Annotated in this window: 20 protein-coding genes; 3 read left to right on the top strand and 17 right to left on the bottom strand. The window is 68.9% G+C overall.

The window, feature by feature from the left end; all coding sequences use genetic code 11:
- Positions 1-65 precede the first annotated feature (65 nt).
- The 13 genes from EDD29_RS02745 to EDD29_RS02685 form a co-directional block, all read right to left on the bottom strand.
- Positions 66-1,520: an MFS transporter gene (locus EDD29_RS02745; protein ID WP_246052466.1), complete on the bottom strand. Its 1,455-nt coding sequence runs from the start codon at positions 1,518-1,520 to the stop codon at positions 66-68.
- 99 nt (positions 1,521-1,619) lie between these two features.
- Entirely contained in the window at positions 1,620-2,300 is a 681-nt protein-coding gene (locus tag EDD29_RS02740; RefSeq protein WP_211359538.1) for a GntR family transcriptional regulator, read from the bottom strand.
- On the bottom strand, positions 2,297-3,121 hold the full coding sequence (locus tag EDD29_RS02735; protein WP_211359537.1) for an ABC transporter permease: 825 nt from the start codon (positions 3,119-3,121) through the stop codon (positions 2,297-2,299). Before EDD29_RS02735 ends, EDD29_RS02740 begins: the two co-directional genes overlap by 4 nt.
- Positions 3,118-3,888: an ABC transporter ATP-binding protein gene (locus EDD29_RS02730; RefSeq protein ID WP_123662012.1), complete on the bottom strand. Its 771-nt coding sequence runs from the start codon at positions 3,886-3,888 to the stop codon at positions 3,118-3,120. Before EDD29_RS02730 ends, EDD29_RS02735 begins: the two co-directional genes overlap by 4 nt.
- Positions 3,889-3,901: 13 nt before the next feature.
- A complete protein-coding gene (locus tag EDD29_RS02725) occupies positions 3,902-4,918 on the bottom strand; it encodes an ABC transporter substrate-binding protein (protein ID WP_123662011.1) in 1,017 nt (338 codons plus the stop codon).
- Positions 4,915-5,880, bottom strand: a complete 966-nt coding sequence (locus EDD29_RS02720) for an amidohydrolase family protein (protein ID WP_123662010.1) — start codon at positions 5,878-5,880, stop codon at positions 4,915-4,917. The genes EDD29_RS02725 and EDD29_RS02720 overlap by 4 nt, the downstream gene beginning before the upstream one ends.
- Before the next feature lie 57 nt (positions 5,881-5,937).
- Entirely contained in the window at positions 5,938-6,816 is an 879-nt protein-coding gene (locus EDD29_RS02715; protein WP_123662009.1) for a fumarylacetoacetate hydrolase family protein, read from the bottom strand.
- Complete coding sequence (locus EDD29_RS02710; RefSeq protein ID WP_123662008.1) at positions 6,816-7,214, bottom strand: RidA family protein; 399 nt, start codon at positions 7,212-7,214, stop codon at positions 6,816-6,818. Before EDD29_RS02710 ends, EDD29_RS02715 begins: the two co-directional genes overlap by 1 nt.
- Before the next feature lie 31 nt (positions 7,215-7,245).
- Positions 7,246-7,770 carry a cupin domain-containing protein gene (locus EDD29_RS02705; protein ID WP_211359536.1) on the bottom strand — a complete coding sequence of 175 codons (525 nt, stop codon included), beginning with the start codon at positions 7,768-7,770 and terminating at the stop codon, positions 7,246-7,248.
- A complete protein-coding gene (locus tag EDD29_RS02700; RefSeq protein WP_211359535.1) occupies positions 7,763-8,170 on the bottom strand; it encodes a cupin domain-containing protein in 408 nt (135 codons plus the stop codon). The genes EDD29_RS02705 and EDD29_RS02700 overlap by 8 nt, the downstream gene beginning before the upstream one ends.
- A complete protein-coding gene (locus EDD29_RS02695; RefSeq protein WP_123662007.1) occupies positions 8,167-9,792 on the bottom strand; it encodes an FAD-dependent monooxygenase in 1,626 nt (541 codons plus the stop codon). Before EDD29_RS02695 ends, EDD29_RS02700 begins: the two co-directional genes overlap by 4 nt.
- A gap of 2 nt (positions 9,793-9,794) precedes the next feature.
- Entirely contained in the window at positions 9,795-10,517 is a 723-nt protein-coding gene (locus tag EDD29_RS02690) for an SDR family NAD(P)-dependent oxidoreductase (protein WP_211359534.1), read from the bottom strand.
- On the bottom strand, positions 10,514-11,590 hold the full coding sequence (locus EDD29_RS02685; RefSeq protein WP_211359533.1) for an Ldh family oxidoreductase: 1,077 nt from the start codon (positions 11,588-11,590) through the stop codon (positions 10,514-10,516). Before EDD29_RS02685 ends, EDD29_RS02690 begins: the two co-directional genes overlap by 4 nt.
- 501 nt (positions 11,591-12,091) lie before the next feature.
- Here EDD29_RS02685 and EDD29_RS02680 point away from each other — a divergent pair.
- Complete coding sequence (locus tag EDD29_RS02680; protein ID WP_123662006.1) at positions 12,092-13,039, top strand: TY-Chap domain-containing protein; 948 nt, start codon at positions 12,092-12,094, stop codon at positions 13,037-13,039.
- On the opposite strand, the gene EDD29_RS02675 is transcribed toward EDD29_RS02680, so the two are convergent.
- From EDD29_RS02675 to EDD29_RS02660, 4 genes are all read right to left on the bottom strand, one after another.
- On the bottom strand, positions 13,027-13,380 hold the full coding sequence (locus EDD29_RS02675) for a nucleotide pyrophosphohydrolase (protein WP_170201271.1): 354 nt from the start codon (positions 13,378-13,380) through the stop codon (positions 13,027-13,029). The genes EDD29_RS02680 and EDD29_RS02675 overlap by 13 nt on opposite strands.
- 79 nt (positions 13,381-13,459) lie before the next feature.
- Positions 13,460-14,050: a hypothetical protein gene (locus tag EDD29_RS02670; protein ID WP_123662005.1), complete on the bottom strand. Its 591-nt coding sequence runs from the start codon at positions 14,048-14,050 to the stop codon at positions 13,460-13,462.
- Between the two features lie 88 nt (positions 14,051-14,138).
- The gene (locus EDD29_RS02665) at positions 14,139-15,932 is read right to left on the bottom strand and encodes a DUF2075 domain-containing protein (protein WP_246053354.1); all 1,794 of its coding nucleotides are present in this window, start codon (positions 15,930-15,932) and stop codon (positions 14,139-14,141) included.
- Positions 15,933-16,149: 217 nt separating this feature from the next.
- The gene (locus EDD29_RS02660) at positions 16,150-18,144 is read right to left on the bottom strand and encodes a DUF2075 domain-containing protein (RefSeq protein ID WP_123662004.1); all 1,995 of its coding nucleotides are present in this window, start codon (positions 18,142-18,144) and stop codon (positions 16,150-16,152) included.
- A 354-nt stretch (positions 18,145-18,498) separates the two neighbouring features.
- Here EDD29_RS02660 and EDD29_RS02655 point away from each other — a divergent pair, with 354 nt between their 5' ends.
- Together EDD29_RS02655 and EDD29_RS02650 are read left to right on the top strand one after the other, a co-directional pair.
- Positions 18,499-19,737, top strand: a complete 1,239-nt coding sequence (locus EDD29_RS02655) for a DUF3696 domain-containing protein (RefSeq protein ID WP_123662003.1) — start codon at positions 18,499-18,501, stop codon at positions 19,735-19,737.
- Positions 19,734-20,705 (top strand): hypothetical protein, encoded by a 972-nt coding sequence (locus EDD29_RS02650; protein WP_123662002.1) that lies wholly within the window; start codon positions 19,734-19,736, stop codon positions 20,703-20,705. Before EDD29_RS02655 ends, EDD29_RS02650 begins: the two co-directional genes overlap by 4 nt.
- The last annotated feature ends 5 nt before the right edge of the window (positions 20,706-20,710 follow it).

The following is a 20,710-nucleotide window of genomic DNA, read 5'->3' as shown; positions in this document are numbered from 1 at the left end:
TAGCCCGCCCGGCGGCTCCGCCCTGCCCGTACCCGGTGATCGCCCGGCATCATCGGAAGGCGTCATCAGGGCTTGGCCGTCAGGGCGGGTTCGCGGGACTCGGTGGGGAGACCCAGGTGGGCGGCGTTGCGGGTGGCCGCGGCGCGGGCTCGGGGGCCGGTGGTGGCCGCGCCCAGGAGGAAGACCACGGCGCCGCAGGCGGCGATGATCCAGTAGGTGACGCGCTGGGCGGTGGCGAAGCCGGTCGAGGAGAGCTGGGCGTGGGCGACGACCGAGCCGATGACGGCGACGCCGACGGCGGTGCCCACCTGGCGGCTGGTCGAGGCCAGGGCCCCGGCGACGCCCGCCTGCTCACGGGGCATGCCGGACACCGCGGCGTCGGTGATCGGCGAGTTCACCATGCCGAAGCCGATGCCGAACAGGAGGAACCCGCCGAGCAGCGCCCAGACCGGCAGTTCGCCGCGTGCGGTGAGCGCGAGCAGAAGACCCGATCCGGTCAGGCAGACCCCGGCGAGGAGCAGTGGCAGGCGCGGGCCGTGCCCGCCGACGAGACGCCCGGAGATCGGCGCGCACACCAGGGTCATCAGCGCCATCGGCAGCATGAACAGGCCTGCCTCCAGCGCGCTGTAGCCCTGCACGTCCTGGAGGTAGAGGGTGTTGACGAAGAGGAATCCGCCGAGCGCCGCGCACGCGCAGATCGCGATGAGGGCGGCCCCGGTGAAAGGCGGGCTGCGGAAGAACCGGAGGTCGATGAACGGGTCGGTACGGCGCGGCTCGTACCAGAGCAGCGCGCCGAGGCAGAGGACCGCCGTGGTGGCCGATCCAATGACGACGGGGCTGCCGAGCCCGTGCAGGGGGCCTTCGATGATCCCGTAGGCGGTCGCGCCGAGCAGACCGGCGACGAGCAGCTGGCCGACGGGGTCGAAGCGCCGGGCCCTGGCCGCCTTGGACTCCGGGATGTGCCGGGTCGCCAGGTAGATCGCGAGGAGGCCGATGGGGACGTTGAGCCAGAAGATGGACCGCCAGCCGGACACCGCGACGAGCCCGCCGCCGACGAGCGGCCCCGCGGCCATGCTGATCCCGACGACGCCGCCCCACACACCGATGGCGCGGCCCCGCTCTCGCGGGTCGGTGAAGGTGTTGGTGATGATCGCCATCGCGACCGGGTTGAGCATCGACCCGCCGACGGCCTGGAGGACGCGGGCGCCGATGAGCCACCCGAGTCCGGGGGCGAGGCTGCACAGCAGCGACGCGGCCGTGAAGATTCCGAGCCCGATCCGGAAGACCCGGCGCCGCCCGAACCGGTCGGCGAGCGCCCCTGCGGGCATGAGGAACACCGCGAGGACGAGCGTGTAGGCGTCGAGGGCCCATTGGAGACCGGTCACCGAAGCGTCGAAATCCGTCTTGATGGACGGGAGCGCCACGTTCAGCACCGTGTTGTCGAGGCTGACGATGAGCAGGGACATGCAGCAGGCGATCAGGATCAGCATCCGGCGCCGTTTGTCCAGCGGAGAACTCACCGACCACCCCCGAGATAGTTACTTGTACTTCTACAAACATTTTGAGAGTACAACTGTTCTGGGGGCAGCCGGTGGATCAGGTACGCATTGAGCCGGAAATCACCCGCGGGCGGACATCGCCGCGAGGATGCGGTGCATGGTGCTCTCCAGGTGGGCGCGCAGCGCGGCCGCCGCGGCCTCCCCGTCGTGCGCGGCGCAGGCGTCGAGGATCGCCTGGTGCTCCAGGTGGCTGAGCCGCCGCCGTTCGGCGTCCGGCGTGGCGAACCTGTACCGCTCGCTGTTCTGCCAGACCGGTTCGATCGCCCGGGGCAGCCACAGCGACCCCGACGCCCGGTAGATGGTGAAGTGGAACTCGGTGTGCGCGCGCCGCGCGGCGTCGACGTCACCGGCCTTGAGCAGGTCCTCGTGCTGGGCGAGGGAGGCCGCGGCCCTCTCCACCGCGTCCGGGGTGATCATGAGCGCGGCCCTGGCGGTGGCCAGCGACTCGAGCTCGATCCGGATCTCGTAGGTGTCGCGCAGGTCGTCCTCGGTCAGCTCGCGGACCCTGGCGCCCTTGTGCGGGATGATCTCGACGAGGCCGAGCGCCTCCAGCCGGCGCATGGCGTCCCGGACGGGCATCGGGCTCATGTCGAGCTGCGCGGCGAGGTCGTTGAGGCGGAGCGGCGACCCGGCGGGGAGTTCCCCCGCCAGGATCATCCGGTGCACCTCGGACGCCGCGGTGTCGGCGAGTGTCCGCCCCTTGCGCGGGGTCAGGGCCGACGGTCCGACGCTCTCGCTCAACGGTTGTCCTCTGCCCACGGAAGGAGGACCTTCTCAAGCGCGCTGAGCACGTAGAAGAGGACCACGCTCATCAGCCCGAGCAGGGCCATCGAGGCGAACGCCAGGGCGGTGTCCGCGCTGGCGCCGGACTGGACGATGACGAAGCCGAGACCCGCGTCCGCGCCGACGAACTCGGCGATGACGGCGCCGATGACGGCGAGGGAGATCGCGGTCTTCAGACCGACCATGACGTGCGGCATCGCATTGGGGAATCGCACCTTGAAGAACGCCTGGAGGTGGCTGGATCCCAGCGACTTGACCAGGTCGACCAGCTCGGTCGGCGTGTTCTTCAGACCCGTCGCGGTGGAGATCACAATGGGGAAGAAGCATAGCAGGAAGACCATGACGATCTTCGGCATCTGCCCGAAGCCCATCCAGACCACCAGGATCGGGGCGATGGCCACCTTCGGCACGGAGTTCACGATCAGCAGCAGCGGGTAGACGATCTGCTCGACGAGCTTCGACATCGCGATGACGACGGCGATCGGAACACCGATGAGGACGGCCAGCGCGAAGCCCTGGATCGTCTCCAGCAGGGTCACCCAGAACTGCTCCATGAGGTAGCCGGGCTGGGTCGTGAACGACGCGAGAACGTCGCCCGGCGACGGCACGAGGAACGGGTCGATCGCGAAGACCGCGGTCGCCGCCCACCACAGGACGATCGTGCCGATCACGCCGAGGACCGGCATGCTCCAGCTCATCACCACGTCGCGCGGGTTCGTCCGCGGCTTCTTGCGCCGGTCCTTCGGCCCCTTCTTGCGCACGAGGGAGTCTGCGGTCATCGGTGGCCTCCGGCGGGCTCGGGCATGAGCAGTTCGTGCAGCTCGGCGCTCACCGAGGTGACGCGGTCGGCGTAGGCGTTGTGCCCGAGCGTGCGGGGACGCGGGATGTCCACGTCGATGATCTTGCGGAGCCGGCCGGGCCGCGGGCTGAGCACCACGACCCGGTCGGCGAGCAGGACGGCCTCCTCGATGGAGTGCGTGACGAACACGATGGTCGTCTCCTGCTCCATCTTGATCCGCTGGAGCTCGACGGAGAGCTCCTCGCGGGTGAGGGCGTCCAGGGCGGAGAACGGCTCGTCCATGAGCAGGACGTCCGGGTTCTGGATGAGCGAGCGGCACAGCGAGACCCGCTGCTGCATACCGCCCGAGAGCTCATGCGGGAGGCGCTTCTCGAACCCGGCGAGACCGGTCAGTTCGAGGAGTTCGTGCGCCCTCCGCCGGTGGGATTCCTTGTCCAGCTTGAGGATCTCCACCGGCAGCATCACGTTGTCGAGCACCGTGCGCCAGGGCAGCAGCGCCGCCTTCTGGAACATGAAGCTGACGTCCTGCCGGGGCTTGTCGACGGGCCTGCCGCCGACCGTCACCGAACCCGAGGTCGGCTTCTGCAGGCCCGCGACCATGCGCAGCAGCGTGGACTTGCCGCAGCCCGAACGCCCCACGAGGGTGACGAACTCGTTGCGTTCGACGGTGAGGCTGACATCGTCCAGCGCGTGGACGCGACCCTCCCGGGTCTGGAAGATCTGTGATACCTGCCTGAGCTCGATCATCTGCGGTCTCCTGTTACTTCTCCGCCTGGACCGCGACGTCGAGGTCGACGAGCTGGTCGGGGGTAACGCCGGACGGGATGGCCCCCGCCTCGGTGAGGATGTCGATGTTGGCCTTGACCCTGGCCTCGTCGACGGCGCCGATGGTGGCTCCCTGGGGCAGGACGTAGTCCTTCATCGCCTGCATCTCGGCGGTGGCGATCGCCGGGTCCTGGGTCGGCTGGAACTTCTTGAGGATCTCGCCGGTCTCCTCGGGGTTGTCGATCGCGTACTGGAGGCCCTTGAGCAGGGCTCCGGTGAACTTCTCGACGAGCTCCGGCTTCTCGTCGGCGAGCTTCGTGGAGGTCATCAGCGAGTTGCCGTAGAGCTCCGGAAGGAGGTCGCCGTAGGGAAGGAGGACGGCCTTCTTGTCCTTGGCGGCCTTCTCGATGAGCGGCGCGCCGACCATGAACTGGCCGATCGCGTCGGCCTTGCCGCCCGCGAGGAGCTGGGGCAGCGCGGCCGGGGACGAGCCGACGAACTTCACCTTGGCGGCGTCGATGCCCGCGGCCTTGGCGTAGACGGGGAACGTCACCTGGTTGGTGGACCCGGACTGGTCGGCGACGGTCTTGCCTTCCAGATCCTTGGGCGCGGCGATGCCGTTGCCCTCCAGCGAGATGATCCCGGCCATCGTCTTCTGGTGGATCATGGCCACCGACGTGACGGGCAGCTTCTCCTTGGCGATGGTGATGGACGCGGCGGTGAAGTCGCCGGGGCCGAAGTCGGCGCGTCCGCTGGCCAGCAGCTTCATGACGTCGACGGTGCCGGAGCCCGGCTTGATGTCGATGTCGATGCCGGCCTCGTCGAAGTAGCCCTTCTCCTCCGCGACGTAGACGTACGCGTCGCGGCCGAAGGTGTTGAACGACGTGAGGTAGTTGACCTTCTCCAGGGATGCGCCGGAGCCGCCGTCCTCGGCGCCGCCGCCGCACGCGGTGACGGCCATGAGGAGGACTCCGGCGATGCCCGCGAGCCGGGCGGTAGAGGTGAGCTTCATCGTTCTTCCTTCACTCTGTGGGAGGACAGCAGAGCCCGGGCGTTCTCTTCGCTGATCCGGCGCACGAGGTCCCCGTCGAGATGGGCGACGAGCGACGCGGGGTCGTCGCTGCCCATCGGGAACGGCCAGTCGCTGCCGAGGACGATCCGGTCACCGCCGAACGTGGCGACCGCGAGGTCGACGACGGCGGAGTCATGGGCGAGGCAGTCGACGTAGAAGCAGTCGATCGCCTCGGAGAGGGGGGTGGTGAGGGTGGGAAGGCCGGGCCGCTCGGTGTCGATGCCGCGCTGCCAGCGGCCGAGCACGGAGGTGAGGACGCCGCCGCAGTGCACGAGCAGGAACCGGACGCCGGGGAAGCGGCCGGGCACGTCGCCGAAGAGGAGCTGGGCGACGGCCACGCCCGTCTCGTACGGGTTGCCGAGCAGGTTGGCCAGGTAGAAATCCTTGAGCCGTGGGTCGGGGCTGGCCCCCGGGTGCAGGAGCAGCGGGCGGCCGTCGGCGGCCAGCAGCTCCCACACCGGGTCCAGGCTCCCGTCGGCGAGGCTCACCGAGCCCCCGCCCGCGGAGGCGGCGAAGCCGACCCAGCCGGCGTCCTCGGCCAGCAGCCGCTCGAGCTCCGCCGCGGCGGCTTCCGGCCGGTCGAGCGGCAGGTAGGCCATCGGCAGGAGCGTCGGGCGGCCCTCGGTGGCCTGGAGGATCCCGTCGTTGAGGGCGCGGACCCAGACGACGGTCTCCTCTTCCCCGAGGTGCTGGCGGAAGAACGGCGGCGGGGCGGAGACCGCGCCCGCTTCCAGGCCCAGGTCGGCGAGCCACGCCTCCAGGGCCTCCGGCTGGTAGAGCCGGGGCAGGCCGACCCGCGACCCGTCGACGACGAGCCGTCCGCCGTCCGGCTCGATGCCGGGCAGCGCCGCGACGTCTGTGAGGACGGGGGCGAGGTGGGTGTGCAGGTCGATGCCGGCCATGAGGGGCGTGGTCTCCTAGTTCCGAGGGCGGGGGGCGGGGGTCGGGGTCGGGGTGGGTCAGGCGAGGCGGGTGCGGACCATCCGGTTGCGCAGCTCGCCGAGGCCCTCGACCCGGGTCACGAGCTCGTCGCCCTCCTTGAGGAAGATCTGCGGCTCGCGGGCGTTGCCGATGCCGTGCGGGGTGCCGGTCAGCACCACGTCTCCGGCGCGCAGCGTCATCCCCCAGCTCAGCTCGGCGATGACCTGGGCGAACGAGAACGCGGTCAGCTTCGTGGTGGCGTCCTGGAGACGGACTCCGTTGAGGTCGAAGGTGATCGCGAGGTCGTGCGGGTCGGCGATCTCGTCGGGCGTGGTGATCCACGGGCCGAGTGGCATCGTGGCGTCGATGCTCTTGCCCTTCAGCCACTGGCCGCCGTGCGCGCGCTGGAGGTCGCGCTGGGAGACGTCGTTGGCGATGAGGTAACCGCCGACGTAATCCAGTGCCTTGTCTTCGGGGATCGACCGTCCGGTCTTCCCGATGACGATCGCGACCTCGGCCTCGTAGTCCCACTTGGTGGAGATCTCCGGGTCGAACGCGATGTCGTCGTTCGGGCCGATGACGGTGTCCGGGCCCTTGGTGAAGAACGTCGGGTGCGTCGGGCGCTCCTTGGGGTCCTGCCCCTCGCGCTTGCCCTTCGACTCCTCGAAGTGCTCCCAGTAGTTCCAGCCGGTGCACAGGACGTCGCGGTTGAAGCGGGCGAGGGGGGCGCGCAGGTCCAGGCCCGCCAGCGGGACGCGCTCGGCGTCCTCGACCCCGGCCCGGATCGCCTCCAGCGCGGCGGCGTCGCGGACGGCGTCGTCGGGGGTCGGCGCGCCGAGCGGGAGGGCCGCGGCCTGGTCGCCCAGGATGACGACGGTGCGCCGCACCCCGTCGAGGACCGCCGCTCCGTACCTCATCAGTCACCCACCACGGCGATGGCGTTGATCTCGATGAGGTAGTCCTTGTTCACGAACTTGGAGACCTCGACCATCGTCGACGCGGGCGCCACACCGGTGAAGTACTGGCGGCGCACGGCGTGGATGGCCTGGAAGTCCTCCATGTTGCGGACGTAGACGTCGACCCGGGCGATGTCGTCCAGGGTGCCGCCCGCGGCCTCGACCGCGGCCTTCAGGTTCTGGCAGACCTGGTGGGTCTGGGCGCTGACGTCGCCGACGCCGGTGACGCCGCCGGACGCGTTGCGGGCGGTCATCCCGGAGATGAACACGAACCGGCCCGCGGCCTTGGCGACGGTCGCCTGGGCGAAGTGGCCGTTCGGCACGGCGAGTTCGGGGCTGACGACTTCCTGCTTGGGCATTTCTCTCCTCAGAAGGCGCGGCTGCGCGGGTTCAGCGGGTGTCTTCCTCGCTGCTGTACCAATCGGGCTGCGTCGGGTAGTGCGGCCCGTCGTAGATCTCCAGCAGGACGGTGTCCTCGTCCGCGTGGGTGGGGCCGTGCAGGCTGCCCTTGGGGTTCCAGTAGAAGGAGCCCTGCGTGAGGGTCAGCCCGGTCGGGACGTACGTGTACCGGCCGGAAAGGCAGAACATGAACTGGTTCGAGGCGTGCGAGTGCCGGGACGGGATGCCCGAGCCCTTCTTGAACCGCACGAGGGAGATCGACGCGCCGGTGTCGTCGTTGCGCCACAGCGGCTTGTGCGACAGCCCTTCGAGGGTCTTGTCGAGCCACTCCAGGTCCTGGACCTGCAGGAGGATCTCGCGGAACCTGCCCATGACCTCGCCGTCGGGGCCGGGGACGTCCTGCTCCCGGGAGCGGTCGGGCGCCTCGCCGCCGTAGTTGGCGGGCTCCGACAGGTTCTCGGCCCACTCGCTCTCGGAGATGCCCTCGGGGCGCTTCGGACGGATCGGCTCAGGCACGGTTCTCTCCCAGGAACTTCAGTTCGATGAGGCGGCTGACGTAACGCGAGTCGCCGCGGTTGGTGAGCATGTGGACCTCGCCCGGCTCGCGGTAGATGACGCCGCCCGCCGGCTCGTGCACCAGGCGCGGGTCGCCGCCGATGAGGGCGTCGATCCGGTTGTCCGCGGCCTCGATCGCGACGACGAGGTACGGGTTGACGTGCTGGTGCCACGGCTGCTTCTGGCCGGGCTGGAGGTCGATCTCCCAGACCCTGACGAACTCGTTCTCCAGGAGGATGTTCTGGCCGACGCTCCCCAGCGAGACGGGCTTGCCGTCCGGGCCGACGAGGTGGGTGTTGTCGTGCGCGGCGATCGGCTCGCCGTCCGGCCCGACCAGGCCGGAGTTCTGCTGCTCGGTCATGCGTTCTCCTCGAAGGCCGCGGGCGCGCGGCCGGTGATGCGGGCGTAGACCTCGGCCGCGACGTCCGTGGTGGAGGCCGGGTCGAACGGGAGGATCGCCGCGACGTGCCCGTCGGGGCGCAGGAGGACGACGGTGTCGGCCGGGACGCCGAAGCGGCGGCGGACCCGCTCGGCCGGGTCGAACAGGGCGCGGTCGCGCAGGCCGGAGTCGTGCGGGGCGTCCCAGCGGGACACCGCGAAGCGCCTCAGCGCCGGGCTGTCCTGGGCGGGGATGGCCGGGCGGCGGCGCGTGTCGGTGAAGTACAGGGCGACGAACGCGTCCCTGGTCAGGTCGTGCAGGTGGACGCCACCGCCGTCGGGGCCGAAGACGGGCAGGTCGGGCGCGCGGTCGCCGGCGTTGACGGGCAGCGGGGTGCTCCCGGTCTTGACCATCGACCACTCGCCCTTGCCGTCGACGTCGAGGGTGACACCGAGCATCGAGCGGGTGAAGGCGTTGCCCCAGTTCCCGTCGGTCATCGCGTCCAGCGCCTCGCCCTCGCGGGCCATGTACTGGCGGGCCGCCTCCGACATCTCGCCGGAGCCCTTGACCGCGACGGGCGCCTGCTCGACCTCGTAGCCGTCGAGGATCGACTCGTCGGCCCAGCCGCGCAGCACCCAGGACAGGCGCCACGGCAGGTTCGACGCGTCGAGCACACCGGTGTTGAGGCCGAGCGCCCACATCGGGGTGATGAGGTGGGCGGCGTCGCCGAGCAGGAAGACCCTGCCGTCGCGCCACTTGCGGGCGACCCGGTGGTGCACGTTGTAGACGTTGGTGCCGATGACCTCGATGTCCTCGACGTCGCCGATGAACCTGCGGGTCTTCTCGCGCAGTTCCTCGATCGTCAGCTCGGCCGCGTCCTTCGGGAGCGGGTAGAGGAACCGCCAGCAGTGCGGCTGGCGGACGAGGATCATCCACTCCTGCGGGTCGGAGAAGTAGGCCAGGTACGGGTAGTCGCGCGGGCTGGCGACGTCGAGGTCGGCCTTGATGTCGACGAGCATGTAGCGCTCTTCGAGGGTCTTGCCCTCGACGGTGATGCCGAGCTGCTCGCGGATCGTGGAGCGGCCTCCGTCGCAGCCCAGCAGGTAGCGGGCCTTGAACGTCTCCGGTCCCTCGGGGCCGTTCAGGTGCAGCTCGACGTGGTCGGCGTGCTGCGTGAACTTCTCCAGGCGGCGCGACATGCGCAGCGCGCCCGGCGCCTTGGCCTCGAACGCGTCGCGCAGGACGGGCTCCAGGTGGTGCTGCGGGATGTTGATGACGAACGGGAAGCGGGTGTCCTCGGTCAGCTCGCCCGTCCGGACCGACAGGGTCGGCTCGTTGGTGACCCGGTCGATCTCGCCGATCTCGTCGATGCGCAGGGAGGCGCGCAGGACGGGGTCGAGGGCGTCGAAGCGGTGGAGGACCTCGAGGGTCCGGGTGAGGATCGTGCCCGCCTTGGTGTCGAGGGACAGGCTGTCGTCCTCCTCGAACACGGCGACGGGGACGCCGTGGTGGACGAGGCCGAGAGCGGTGATGAGGCCGACCGGGCCCCCGCCGACGATCGCGACGGGCAAAAGGTCCTGGTTCTCCTTGAGAGGGTCGGACATGGTCACTCCTTGGGGTACGCGCGGTCGCGGCTGAGCTGGGAGCCGGTCATCGTCGCGGCGTCCGACAGCAGGAAGAGCAGCGGGCCGACCACGTCTTCAGGCGTGCCGATGCCGGTCGTCTTGGCCCAGTGCTCGCGTTCGCCGCCCTGGGGGTTGGCGGCTTGGAATTGGGGCGTGTCGATGACGCCGGGGGCGAGCACGTTCACGCGGACGCGGTGCTCGGCGACCTCGGCGGCCAGGGACTTCGCGAAGGGGATGAGCGCGCCCTTGCTCGCGGCGTACGCGGACGCCTCGGCGCGGCCCATGTGCGCCAGCCCCGACGTGAACATCACGATGGAGCCGCTGCGCCGTTCGATCATCGAGGGCAGGACGGCCTGGCACGACCACACGACGCCGTCGAGGTTGACGCCCAGGGTGCGGGCCCACTCGTCCGACGGCATCTCGGCGACCTTCGTGCGGGGCTGGATCGCGGCGCCCGCGACGAGCCCGTCGATGTGGCCGTGCCGGGCCAGCACGCCTTCGACCGCGGCGAAGACCGCCGTGCGGTCGGAGACATCGACCTTGACGTGCTCGACGCCGTCCAGGTCGAGGCCGGGGGCCACGTCGAAGACGACGGCCTGGCCGCCGCGCGCGGCGATCCCGCGGGCGAGGCCCGCGCCGATGCCGTTCGCGCCGCCGGTGATGACGACGACCTCGCCGGTCGCGTCGAAGGTGGTCCGGATCATCGGCGCACTTCCGGAAGGGTCGCGCCGACCTTGGCGGCGGTCTCTTGCAGCGCCTTCAGCACGCTCGCCTCGACCTTCACGCCGCGCGCGGCGGCGGTGTCGCTGCGCTCGGCCTCGATCTGGCCGGGCAGGTAGAGCCGGTCGACGCCCGGGGCGGTGGGCGAGCCGGTGACCTCGGCGGCGAGGGCGGCCATCCGGTCGGCGAACCCGTCGGCGTCGCCGAAGGAGGCGAGGTCCAGCGCGAGGAAGAAGTGCGCGCAGTCGTTCGGCACGGACACGTCGGCGTACAGGCCCTTGACCTTGCTGCCGGAGGATCCGCCGGACAGGACTCCGGTGAGGACGTCGACGATGAGCGCGAGGCCGAAGCCCTTGTGGCCGGCGGCCGGGAGCAGCATTCCCTTGAGTGCGGCGTTCGGGTCGGTGGTCGGGCCGCCCTCGGCGTCGGTCGCCCAGGTCACCGGGATCTCGCGGCCTTCGGCGGCGGCGATCCGGATCTTGCCGAGCGCGGCCTCGGACAGCGCCATGTCCAGGACGACGGGGTGGCCGTCCTTGCCGGGCACGCCGATCGCGATCGGGTTGTTGCCGACGACGGGCTGCGCACCGCCGGGGGCGGGCATCAGCGGCCGGGTGTTGGCCGCGGCGATCCCGACGCAGCCGCTCGCGGCGGCGGCCTGCACGTAGCGGAACGCGCCGCCGAAGTGGAACGCGTGCCGGACGGCGACCGCGCCGACCCCGTGCTTCTTGGCCTTCGCTACGGCCAGCGCCATCGCCTGGTCGGACGTCAGCTGACCGAGCGCGTCGCCCGCGTCGAGCACCGCGACCGCGCCGAGGTCCACGACGACCTCCGCGCTCTCCTTGCGGGACACCGATCCGGCGAGGATCCGGTCCACGTACATCGGCACGAGCATGGCCCCGTGCGAGGAGACCCCCCTCAGGTCGGCCTCCACGAGCGACTCCGCCACGACCGAGGCCGCGTCCTCGCCGAACCCGACCGCCCGGAACACCCCGGCGACCGCTTCGAGCAGCCACCCGGCTTCCACGAGACCGTCGCGCTCTTCCTGAGCCACCGTCACGCCCCTCACCCCAACTCCTCGACTGATGACCAGGATTCTGGTGATATCTCATATCAAATGTCAAATATCACCGTGAGGTTAACCAGGTGATCATCGGCTGCGCATGGCGTTGGCCAAACCCTGGCCAAGGGCAGGAAAGCCCTACGGGCACGGCCTTCCCGCAAGATCGGCCGAGGCCGGCGAGCGGCGCGGAGGAGCCCGAAAAGTGGTCACTTTTGGACGCCCGGCGAAGCCGATGGTGAGGACGGCGCAACAGGCGCGTTACCTACCCCGTGTCATCTGATCGATCCACTGAGCGATTGCCAAATACCGTCCGCTATCGGGATGGGACCCGGTGAAAGCGGCCACAACCGGCTGGTGAATGCCTTCACACCCGGTGAAAGCGGTCACGGTCCCGCCCGCGTGACGGCACCTCGGACCGCCCTCGGGTGGCCGGATACGGACGGTGTTCGGCGGGCTTCCGCGTTGACAGCGGGGGTGCGCGGTCCGGAGGGTCGAAAGATGACCGATTGGGAAGAGTACGGAACCGTCCTCAGCGAGGTACTCCACACGGCGCCACCGGACACCGACCTCTTCCTGCGCGGGCCCGGCGGGCGCTATCTGGCGCTCTACAAGCGGCCCGACGCCCTCTCGGCCTTCCTCTCCCCCGCCCGCGGCCCCCTGCAGCTCCCCCCGGACGAATCCCCTGGACGGCTCGGCTGGCTCCCCTCCCCCCAGGGCTTCGCTCTGCCGCCTCTCGACCTGGACTCCTCGGCGTCCGGCCTGGTCGACCTCGCCGTCCGGACCCTACGGGAGGTTCTGCGGGTCGGATCCCCGGGCGAGGTGTCCCCTGTCGCGTACCGCGTCGACGGCCCTCCCCCGGACGTCACGCCGCTGCGCTTCGCCCTCGCGCCCGCCGCCGCCCTGGACACCTCGGGCTGGCACCGTCCGCACGGCTCGGCCTTCTGGACCGACGCGCGCACCGGAGGCCGGATCCTGTTCCAGCCCGGCGCCGCGCCCCCCGACGTCCCGCACTGGCTGGACGACCTCCCCGCCGCCCGGCGCGCCCTCACCGTCCGGCACGCCCGCGTCGGCTGCCTCATCTCCGCCGACCCCGTCACGATCGGCGACATGACGGGCCTGGCCTGCCTCGCCAAGGTCACCCACGCGGCCCGTCCCCGCGTCTCGTACACCTTCACCGTCTGGCTGCTGCGCGCCACCCGGGCGGTCTACCTCCACCACGTCATAGACGCCCCCGACCCTCCCGATCCCCGCTCCGGCGCCCCGGCGCCGCACCCTTACGCCCCCGCCGTCAGGACCGCCCTCCCCTACCTGCCGTCAGACGAGCAGTCCTTCGATCCTTCCCACCCCGACCACCCGCTGACCCACTCCCGCACCTGGCTCCACGCCCTCCCCTACCGCCTGAAGCTCTCCCCCTCCTTCACCGCCGCCCCCGTCTACAGCCCTTGACCGTTCGCCTTCGGCTCCCCGTAGTACCCCGTCCTGTACCTCTCCTCCACGACGTCGGCCTTGTCCTGCGCCGCCCGCACGAGATCCACCCCGAGCACGTCCGCGAGCTCCACGAGGTACGTGAACACGTCGGCCATCTCCGACCGCACCGCGGCCGCTTTCGCCGCATCGTCCATCACCCGCGCCGACTCCTCCGGCGTCAGCCACTGGAACTCCGCCAGCAGCTCCCCGGCCTCCCCCGCCAACGCCATCGCAAGGTTCTTGGGCGTATGAAACCCCTCCCACCCGCGCCGCTCCGCCGCCACCCGCAACCTCGCCGCCAACTCTTCCATCCGCTCCATCCACCCAGCGTAGAACCGGAGGACCCGACCCCGTACGCCGTGCTGCGAATCCCAGTAGTGGACGGGCATGCCGCCCGGCTTACTCGGCCTCGTCTTCGGCAGGGTCGTAGAAGGGGCTCTCCCAGGGGTCGTAGCAGTAGGTGTGCCAGGGGCCGGAGAGGTGTTCGCCGTGTGCGGCGACGACATCGGAGAGGTCCTTACCGGGGTGGAGGCGCAGGAAGCCGCAGGGTGAGAGGCCCAGGCCGGCGTCCACGGTGTAGTAGACGGCCCCCTCATCCTGGAACTCCAGGTAGGCCGGGAGCACTCCCGCGATCCGGGTGTCCCCGGACCGGGCGTCGGCCGCACGTTCCAGCGAGGGACGCGAGACCGCGAAGGCGGCCCGTGTGGGGAGTCCGGCCACCGAGACGGCCAGGGACGCACAGACCAGAACGGGCACCAGCGCCGACCTGAGCAAGATCACGGCAAGCCTCTCGCCGCCGTCCCACTCCGGCCGCACCTCCGCGGCGACGCCGCGCCCCCAGCAGACCAGGGTGACGACACCGAGCACCAGCCACAGCAGGATCCCCACGACCTCCCAGAACGCCGCCGCCGTCCACAGAAGAACAGCCGAGGCCAACAGCCCGGTGAAGACGCCGGGCGGTCGGCGCCGCCCCGCACGCAAGATCCCCATACGACTCAACCCTGGCAAAGCGCACCCTGCCCCACAAGGCCCGGACCCCACAGGCCCGTGCCCGGCCGAAAGAACGAGGTGGCGGGATTCAACCGACGAGCCCGTCCAGGAACCCCTGGGTCTCCTCATCCGTCGAGTACAGGACCGTGCCCATCATTCCCCGCGTGAGCAGCACCTTGTAGGTGTGCCGGATCAGCCGGTCGTACTCCTGCGGACTGGTCGTCTTCTTGAACGCCGGGTCCTTCGTCGCCTCCCGCACGGCCGTGAACCTGCCTCCCCGGATCACGAGATCGGGCCCGAGGATCACGCCGTTCCAGTCGTACTCGAACCCCTGCGCGGTGTAGACGCAGCCCACCTGCCCGAACCCGCCGGGCGCGGTCGCCCACATCGGGCTGGGCGGCGCCATCCCGACCGCCCGGTCCCCCTTGACGTTCCAGGGCCTCTCCCAGCCCCCGATACGCACGTCCGGGACGAGCTCGCCGTCAACGGGGTCGCTCCACCGCCAGCAGTACCCGGCGGTCATGCGCGCGGAGTACTCGGAGTCCAGCTCCCCCTGGAGCCGCTTCTCCATCGCCCCGGGGCTCTCGGCCACCTCGACGCGGAAGTGGTCGTCGCCCTGCCACGGGACCGGCCCGTCGCCGCGCAGCCCGAGCAGCCGCAGCACCCAGTCCTCGTACGCCGCACTGCCCCCGCAACGGAACTGAGCGTCCAGCGAGACCTCGTGGACCGTGAACCCCTGGCCCTCGGCATAGGCCCGGATCTCGGCGGGGCTGCCCAGCTCCCCCGGCCGCACGACCTGGTTCTCGTCGAGCAGGAACACCGGCACCCGCGCGACCGCGATCAGCTCGTCGATCTGCGGCCGACCCGTGCGCAGCGCCGCCTTCGTGTACCGGTTGACCGACGTCTCCCGGATCCGGTGCGCCTCGTCGCAGATGAGCACGTCGAGCGAGTTCTTCTCCGCCGCCATGAAGCTGTTGAAGTACTTGAACAGGTCCTTGACCCGCTTCGTCCCCTTCCCGACATGGTTGCGAAGTGTCGTCGTGAAAGCCGAGGAGCCCGTCGCGTGGAGCGCGGTCCTCCCCTGCCGGAACAGCTCGCCGAGCACCGAGAGTGCGATGACGCTCTTCCCGCTCCCCGGCCCGCCCGTGACCAGCACGACGCGCTTGCTGTCCGCCTGGTGAGCGGCCTTCACGGCGTGCATCACGAGGTCATAGGCCAGCCGCTGCTCGTCCAACAGAACGAACTGCTCCTGCTTCTTGATCTCCTCCGCCCCAAGCCTCATCAGCTGCTTCGACGGCCGGATCGCGCTCTCCAGCAGCCGGTCGCCCGCACCCGCCCCGGGCGCCTCGGAGAACCGCGTCTTCAAGTACTCCTGGAACGCGCCGCGCCGCGTCTTGGTGAACAGCCGCCCCTCTTCGGACGTGACCTGCCCGAGCAGGTCGAGCACGTCCCCGTCCTCGGCGTTGTGCAGATAGGCGACGCCCCCTAGCTGCCGACCGTCCAGCGCCGCCACGAAGTCCCGTAGGTACTCGCAGTACTGCCCCACCTGACGCGAGGGGTGCAGCTTCGGCCCTCCCGGCATGCTCTCCACGAGCACGAGTTCCTCGTCGTCCTCGTAGGACTCGGCGCGACTCCACTGCTTCAGCTCGACCACGACATATGCGTCGTTCCCGTCATGGTCGACGCCGGCCAGCACCACATCCGCCCGCTTGCTCGTCAGCGGAAGCTGGTACTCCACCAGCATCTCCACCTGCCCGAGCCCCGCGTCCACAAGATCCCGCGCCAGCACCGGCAGGCTCCGATCCCACGACCGCCGCTCTGACTCCCCCGGATTCACCCGCATCGCCACCCTGAGATGCTCGGCGATCCGCTCACTCAACACCCGCTCCACCGGAGACGCCAACGCCGCAACACTCGACGCGGAATGACGGAACGCCGTCACCCAACCCACCCCCGGGCAGCACGAATCAACGCGCGGGTGGGGGCATCTCCGGCATAAACCGATGACCGAAAGCCCGTCGGGCCGCCTGAACGCAGATCAGCCTAGCCTCGCCTGCCCTAGACCGTCGCAGGAGTCTCACCCGGGTGGCCTCCCGCGTTCAATCCACCGTTGCAGCGATCAGCTCACGGAGGTACTCGCGAGTTTCCGCATCTGTTGAATAGATGACCACACCACGCATGCCCCTGGTCAACAGGACGTAGTATGTGTTACGGATCAGTTGGTCAAAACGTTCATTGGACACCTTTCTGGAGCGCACGGTTCGATCGGCGCTCTTCGACCTGTCCGTGACCAGGTGGCCGTCACGGACCACCAGATCGTCCCCGACGATCACCCCGGCCCAGTCGTATTCGAGGCCCTGAGCAGTGTAGACGCAGCCGATCTGTTCAAAGCCCCCGTCTGCGCTGGCCCACAGCTGTGAGGGTGGAGCACTTCCCAGATTTTTCCCAAGGGGATTGTTCCAGGGACGTCTCCAGTCCCCTACGACGACGTCCTTCGTGAGTTCCCCATCTGGATTCTTGTCCCACGCCCAGCAGTAACCGGCGGCGATACGCGCAGACCTGCCCTCCTCGATCCTCTCGATGAGGAAGTTCTCCATCGCCTCCGGCGAGGACGCGAGCCGCACTTCGAAGGATGGGTCGGGGTCCCACTTCACAGCACTCTCACCCACGCGGGATTCGTGATCCTCACGGCCGAGACCGAGGAGGGCACGGAGCCACTCCTCGAAGATGCCGCTGCCTCCGCATCTCCACTGGTCCTTCAACTCCATGACCGGATAGAAGCACACGTCGAGAGTCTGTGCGGCGTTCTTGATGGCCGTGACGGTGCCGTTCTCGTTCGGCCGGATGCTCTGATGATGATCCGTCAGGAAGACCACTACACGGGCAGCCTTGATGAGCGTTCTGAGCTGGTGTTCATCGCTGTTGTAACGACTCTGGAACTGTATCCGCGTCTTGCTTCTCGCACGGTGGGCCTCATCCACGATGAGCACGTCCAGACTGCGGTCTGGATCGACGTACCGGTGGAATTTGTTGACGAGCTTGCGATGTCCCTTGCGATTCTTCGCGAGTTCTCTCCGGACAGTCTCGGCCATCGCACCCGAGCCTGCGGCGAACTCGACGGCGATTCCCCTCCTGGCCAGATTCCCGAGGAGTTCCAGGGCGATCGCCGTCTTCCCCGAGCCCGCCCGCCCCACGATGACGACCACGCGCTTGGTTCCGTCGTCCTCTGCGTTGCGCACCGCTTGCTCCACGGCCTTATATGCGTCCACCTGCCCGTCGAGCAGGGTGAAGTGGCGCCGGTCCGCGATGATGTCGGCCACCATCTCCAGGAGGGACGGGCTAGGTGCTATGGCGCTGTTCAGAAAGCGATCTCCGACCTCCCACCCGGGGTCGGGCGCGAAAACCTGCTGGAGGTAGCCGATGAACGCCCCGCGCGTGCTTCCCGTGAAGATCCGTCTCCGGGGCTCCTCAGGGCGTTGCAGCAGGTCGTCAACAGTCGAGTTCTGTGCGTTGTGCAGATACACCACGCCGTGAACGGCCTCCGGCCGCTCCCGGACCATCTCGACGTAGTTGATGATCGTCTCGCAGTAGCCCTCCAGCTGGTCTAGGGGGTGTGCCTTCGGCACCGACATTCCCGGAACAACGAAAAGCTCTGACTTGCCCGAGTGCGCGTGGGCCTGAGCGCCGGCAGGACTTTCATCTGCCTCTTCATCCTCGGAGACGTTGGGAAGGTCCCCCTCGTCCCAGTCATCTTCATCGAAGAGAGCATCGTCCTCGTATGCGGCGGCAGCACTCCACTGCTTCAGCTCGACGACCATCAGTACGTCGTTTCCCTGCGCGTCGGTACCCGCGAGCACCACGTCCGCCTGACTGCCCTTGTTCGTGGGCATCACGTACTCCACGATCATCTCGAGATCGCCCAGACCGGCCTCTATCAGCTCCCGCGCGAGAGCCGACAGACTCGAGACCCAGGTCTCCCTCTGCTTGTCGGTGGAGGTCTTACCCGTCGCCGCCTTGTAGTGGTCGGCCAACGTCTGCTTGAAGACCGTCTTCGATATCGAGGAGTGCGTCAGCTCCTCCCTGAGCGTTCTCACGCTGCTTCGTCGTGCACAACGAGGAGTCTGGGACACCGATACCTCACAAGAACCATTCGTCTACTCTGATCCGAGTAGATCATAATGAGTCGCGCATGTCTTATTTTGCACCTATCCGACACCACACAACGCCACTTCAACCACGAAGACAGATAGGCCAGGGTTTGCGTTAACACGGAGCGACCGCAGCTATCTGGGGACACGCATCCGCGGTCTGGTGACGACCGCGGATATCGCAGCTCTGGGTTCCACCACCTCCTCTCCAGACCACTGCCCGCGCCGGCCGAGCCACCGGATACCCGGAACGTCGGCAAACGCAATACAGCGCGACTTCTTTCGCGTTACGGTGGCGGCATGGCGCTGTTGCGGATGGCCGTCGAGAACTACCGGTGCTTCAAGGAGAGGCAGGAGCTCGACCTGCGGCCGATCACCCTGATCCTGGGGAAGAACAACTCGGGCAAGAGCGCGCTGACCCGGCTGCCGCTGCTGCTGGAGACGGGAATCCACACCGATTCCTCGCTACCGCTCGACCTCGACCAGCTCGGCGACGACCCTCCGGACTTCCTCGACCTCGTCTACGGCCGCAACCCACACCGCCCGCTCCACATCGACTTTCTCGTCTCGGACGGGCGGGAATCCTGCGAGGTCGGTGCCACCATCCAGAACATCGACGAACAGCGCACTCAGTTCGTCCGTGACCTGTCACTCGGCAGCTCCATACGCGACGTCCTCCTGCGGTGGGACGGCGACTACGGGCCTCGGACGTACGTCCTGACCGTCGACGGGAACGAAATCCCCCCACCCCTCACCGCCCGGTTCCAGGGCCTGCTCCCCACGCTCCTGGACGGCAGCCCCTTCGACGAACTCGTCCAGATGGTCAGGGAGTCCTTCGGAGCCTCCCACTACCTGAGCCCTTACCGGCAGCGACCGGCGCGGCTCACACGCCTGCCGTCGCGGATGGCCGCGGATGTGGGAAGTTCCGGCGAGAACGCCGCGGGAATGCTGGTCAACGACCACGTGCGGCGCGACGGCAGACTCCTGAACGCAGTGAACGAGCTCCTGAGCGGTGGCCTCGGCGACTGGCGTATCGAGGTGGAGCCGCAGGGTCCCCTCTTCGCCGTGGTCCTGCGCTCGACCGCCAACCCGGAACTCGCGGTCAACCTGCTGGACTCCGGGACCGGTGTCGCACAGGTACTCCCTCTTGTCGTCCAGCAAGCACAGCACCTGCTGCGACCGGACAACGAGACACCATTGCAGATCATCGAAGAGCCGGAGTTGCACCTGCACCCCGCATTCCACGCGGTGCTCGGTGATCTGTTCCTGCAGGGTGTACAGCGCGGTGGCCGATTCCTCGTGGAGACACACAGCGAAACCCTGCTGCTGCGCCTGCGCCGGCGGATCGCCGAGGAGAAGCTCTCGCCGGATGACCTCGCGGTCTACTTCGTCGAGCACGCTGACGGGATCTCACGGGCACGCCGGATTCACGTGGACGCCTACGGCGATCTGGACTACTGGCCGGAGGACGTCTTCTCGGAGGATTTCGAGGAGACGAAGAAGCTCATGAGGGCCCAGCTCGAGAGGGATGAGGCATGAGGGTCGAGGTCGCATCGGACGCCTTCACCACCGGAGGCTTCGAGGACGTCGTCACGCTGATGCGGTACTTCACCGAGGACCGCCACGACTGGGTCGTCGATCCACGGCAGCTCCCCGCGATCGAGTGCTTCTTCAGCGAGCACACGCCCTCCAGGGCGTCGACCTACACCAGATTCGCTCGCAAGGCGTCCGTGTCCGCCCGTGCCTGGACGTCGAGCCGCCGCCGTGAGCGGGCCGACACCATCTCGGTCACCGCTGACAGTCTTGCCGACCACACCGCCGACCTCGGGCGGTCCGCCAAGGTCGTGGTCGAGAACGGCGACGCCGACCGCTCGTTCCTCTTGGCCGTCGCCCGGGTCTTCGGGCGAGAGCGCGTGATCGCGGCCGAACGGAAATCATGGCTGGAGTTCACGCACAGCGGGGGCGGGGGCGAGCTGCCGAAGCGCGCACGGCACGAGGCCGCCGGCTTCCGGCTGCTGCGCCGAGTCGTGTTCGTCTTCGACGGCGACCGCATGACCCCGAACGAGCGGTCCAAGCACGAGAAGGTCGCCGCCGACCTGCGCAAGGATGCGATCGAGGGACACATCCTGATCCGCCGCGAGGTGGAGAACTACATTCCCACCAAGGTGCTGGCCGCGGTCAAGGGACGCCAGTCCGCCCTCACCACCAGGATCTCCCTCCTGAAGTCGCTCATTCCCGAGCAGCGTGCCCACATCGACATCAAGAACGGCTTCGCCGACAAGAAGACGAAGCAGGCCGTCGTCCCCGCAGCCCAAGCCGAACTCTTCGCGACGCTGCCCCCTGCAACGGTGAAAGGCCTGAGAGAGGGATTCGGCGAAGGGTTGCCGCAGCTTCTCGAACGCGAGGTGGAGGCCGGGAACGTGAAAGAGTCGGACTTCGCGGCGCTCGGCAGCGAGGTGTGCGAAGAGCTGAAGGCGCTGCTTGCCCTGATCGACCGGATCATCTAGGAAAG

The sequence above is a fragment of the Actinocorallia herbida genome (assembly GCF_003751225.1).
GTDB classification, from domain to species: Bacteria; Actinomycetota; Actinomycetes; order Streptosporangiales; family Streptosporangiaceae; genus Actinocorallia; species Actinocorallia herbida.
The sequence above is the reverse complement of the archived record's forward strand: the minus strand, read 5'-3'. Positions and strand labels throughout refer to the sequence as shown.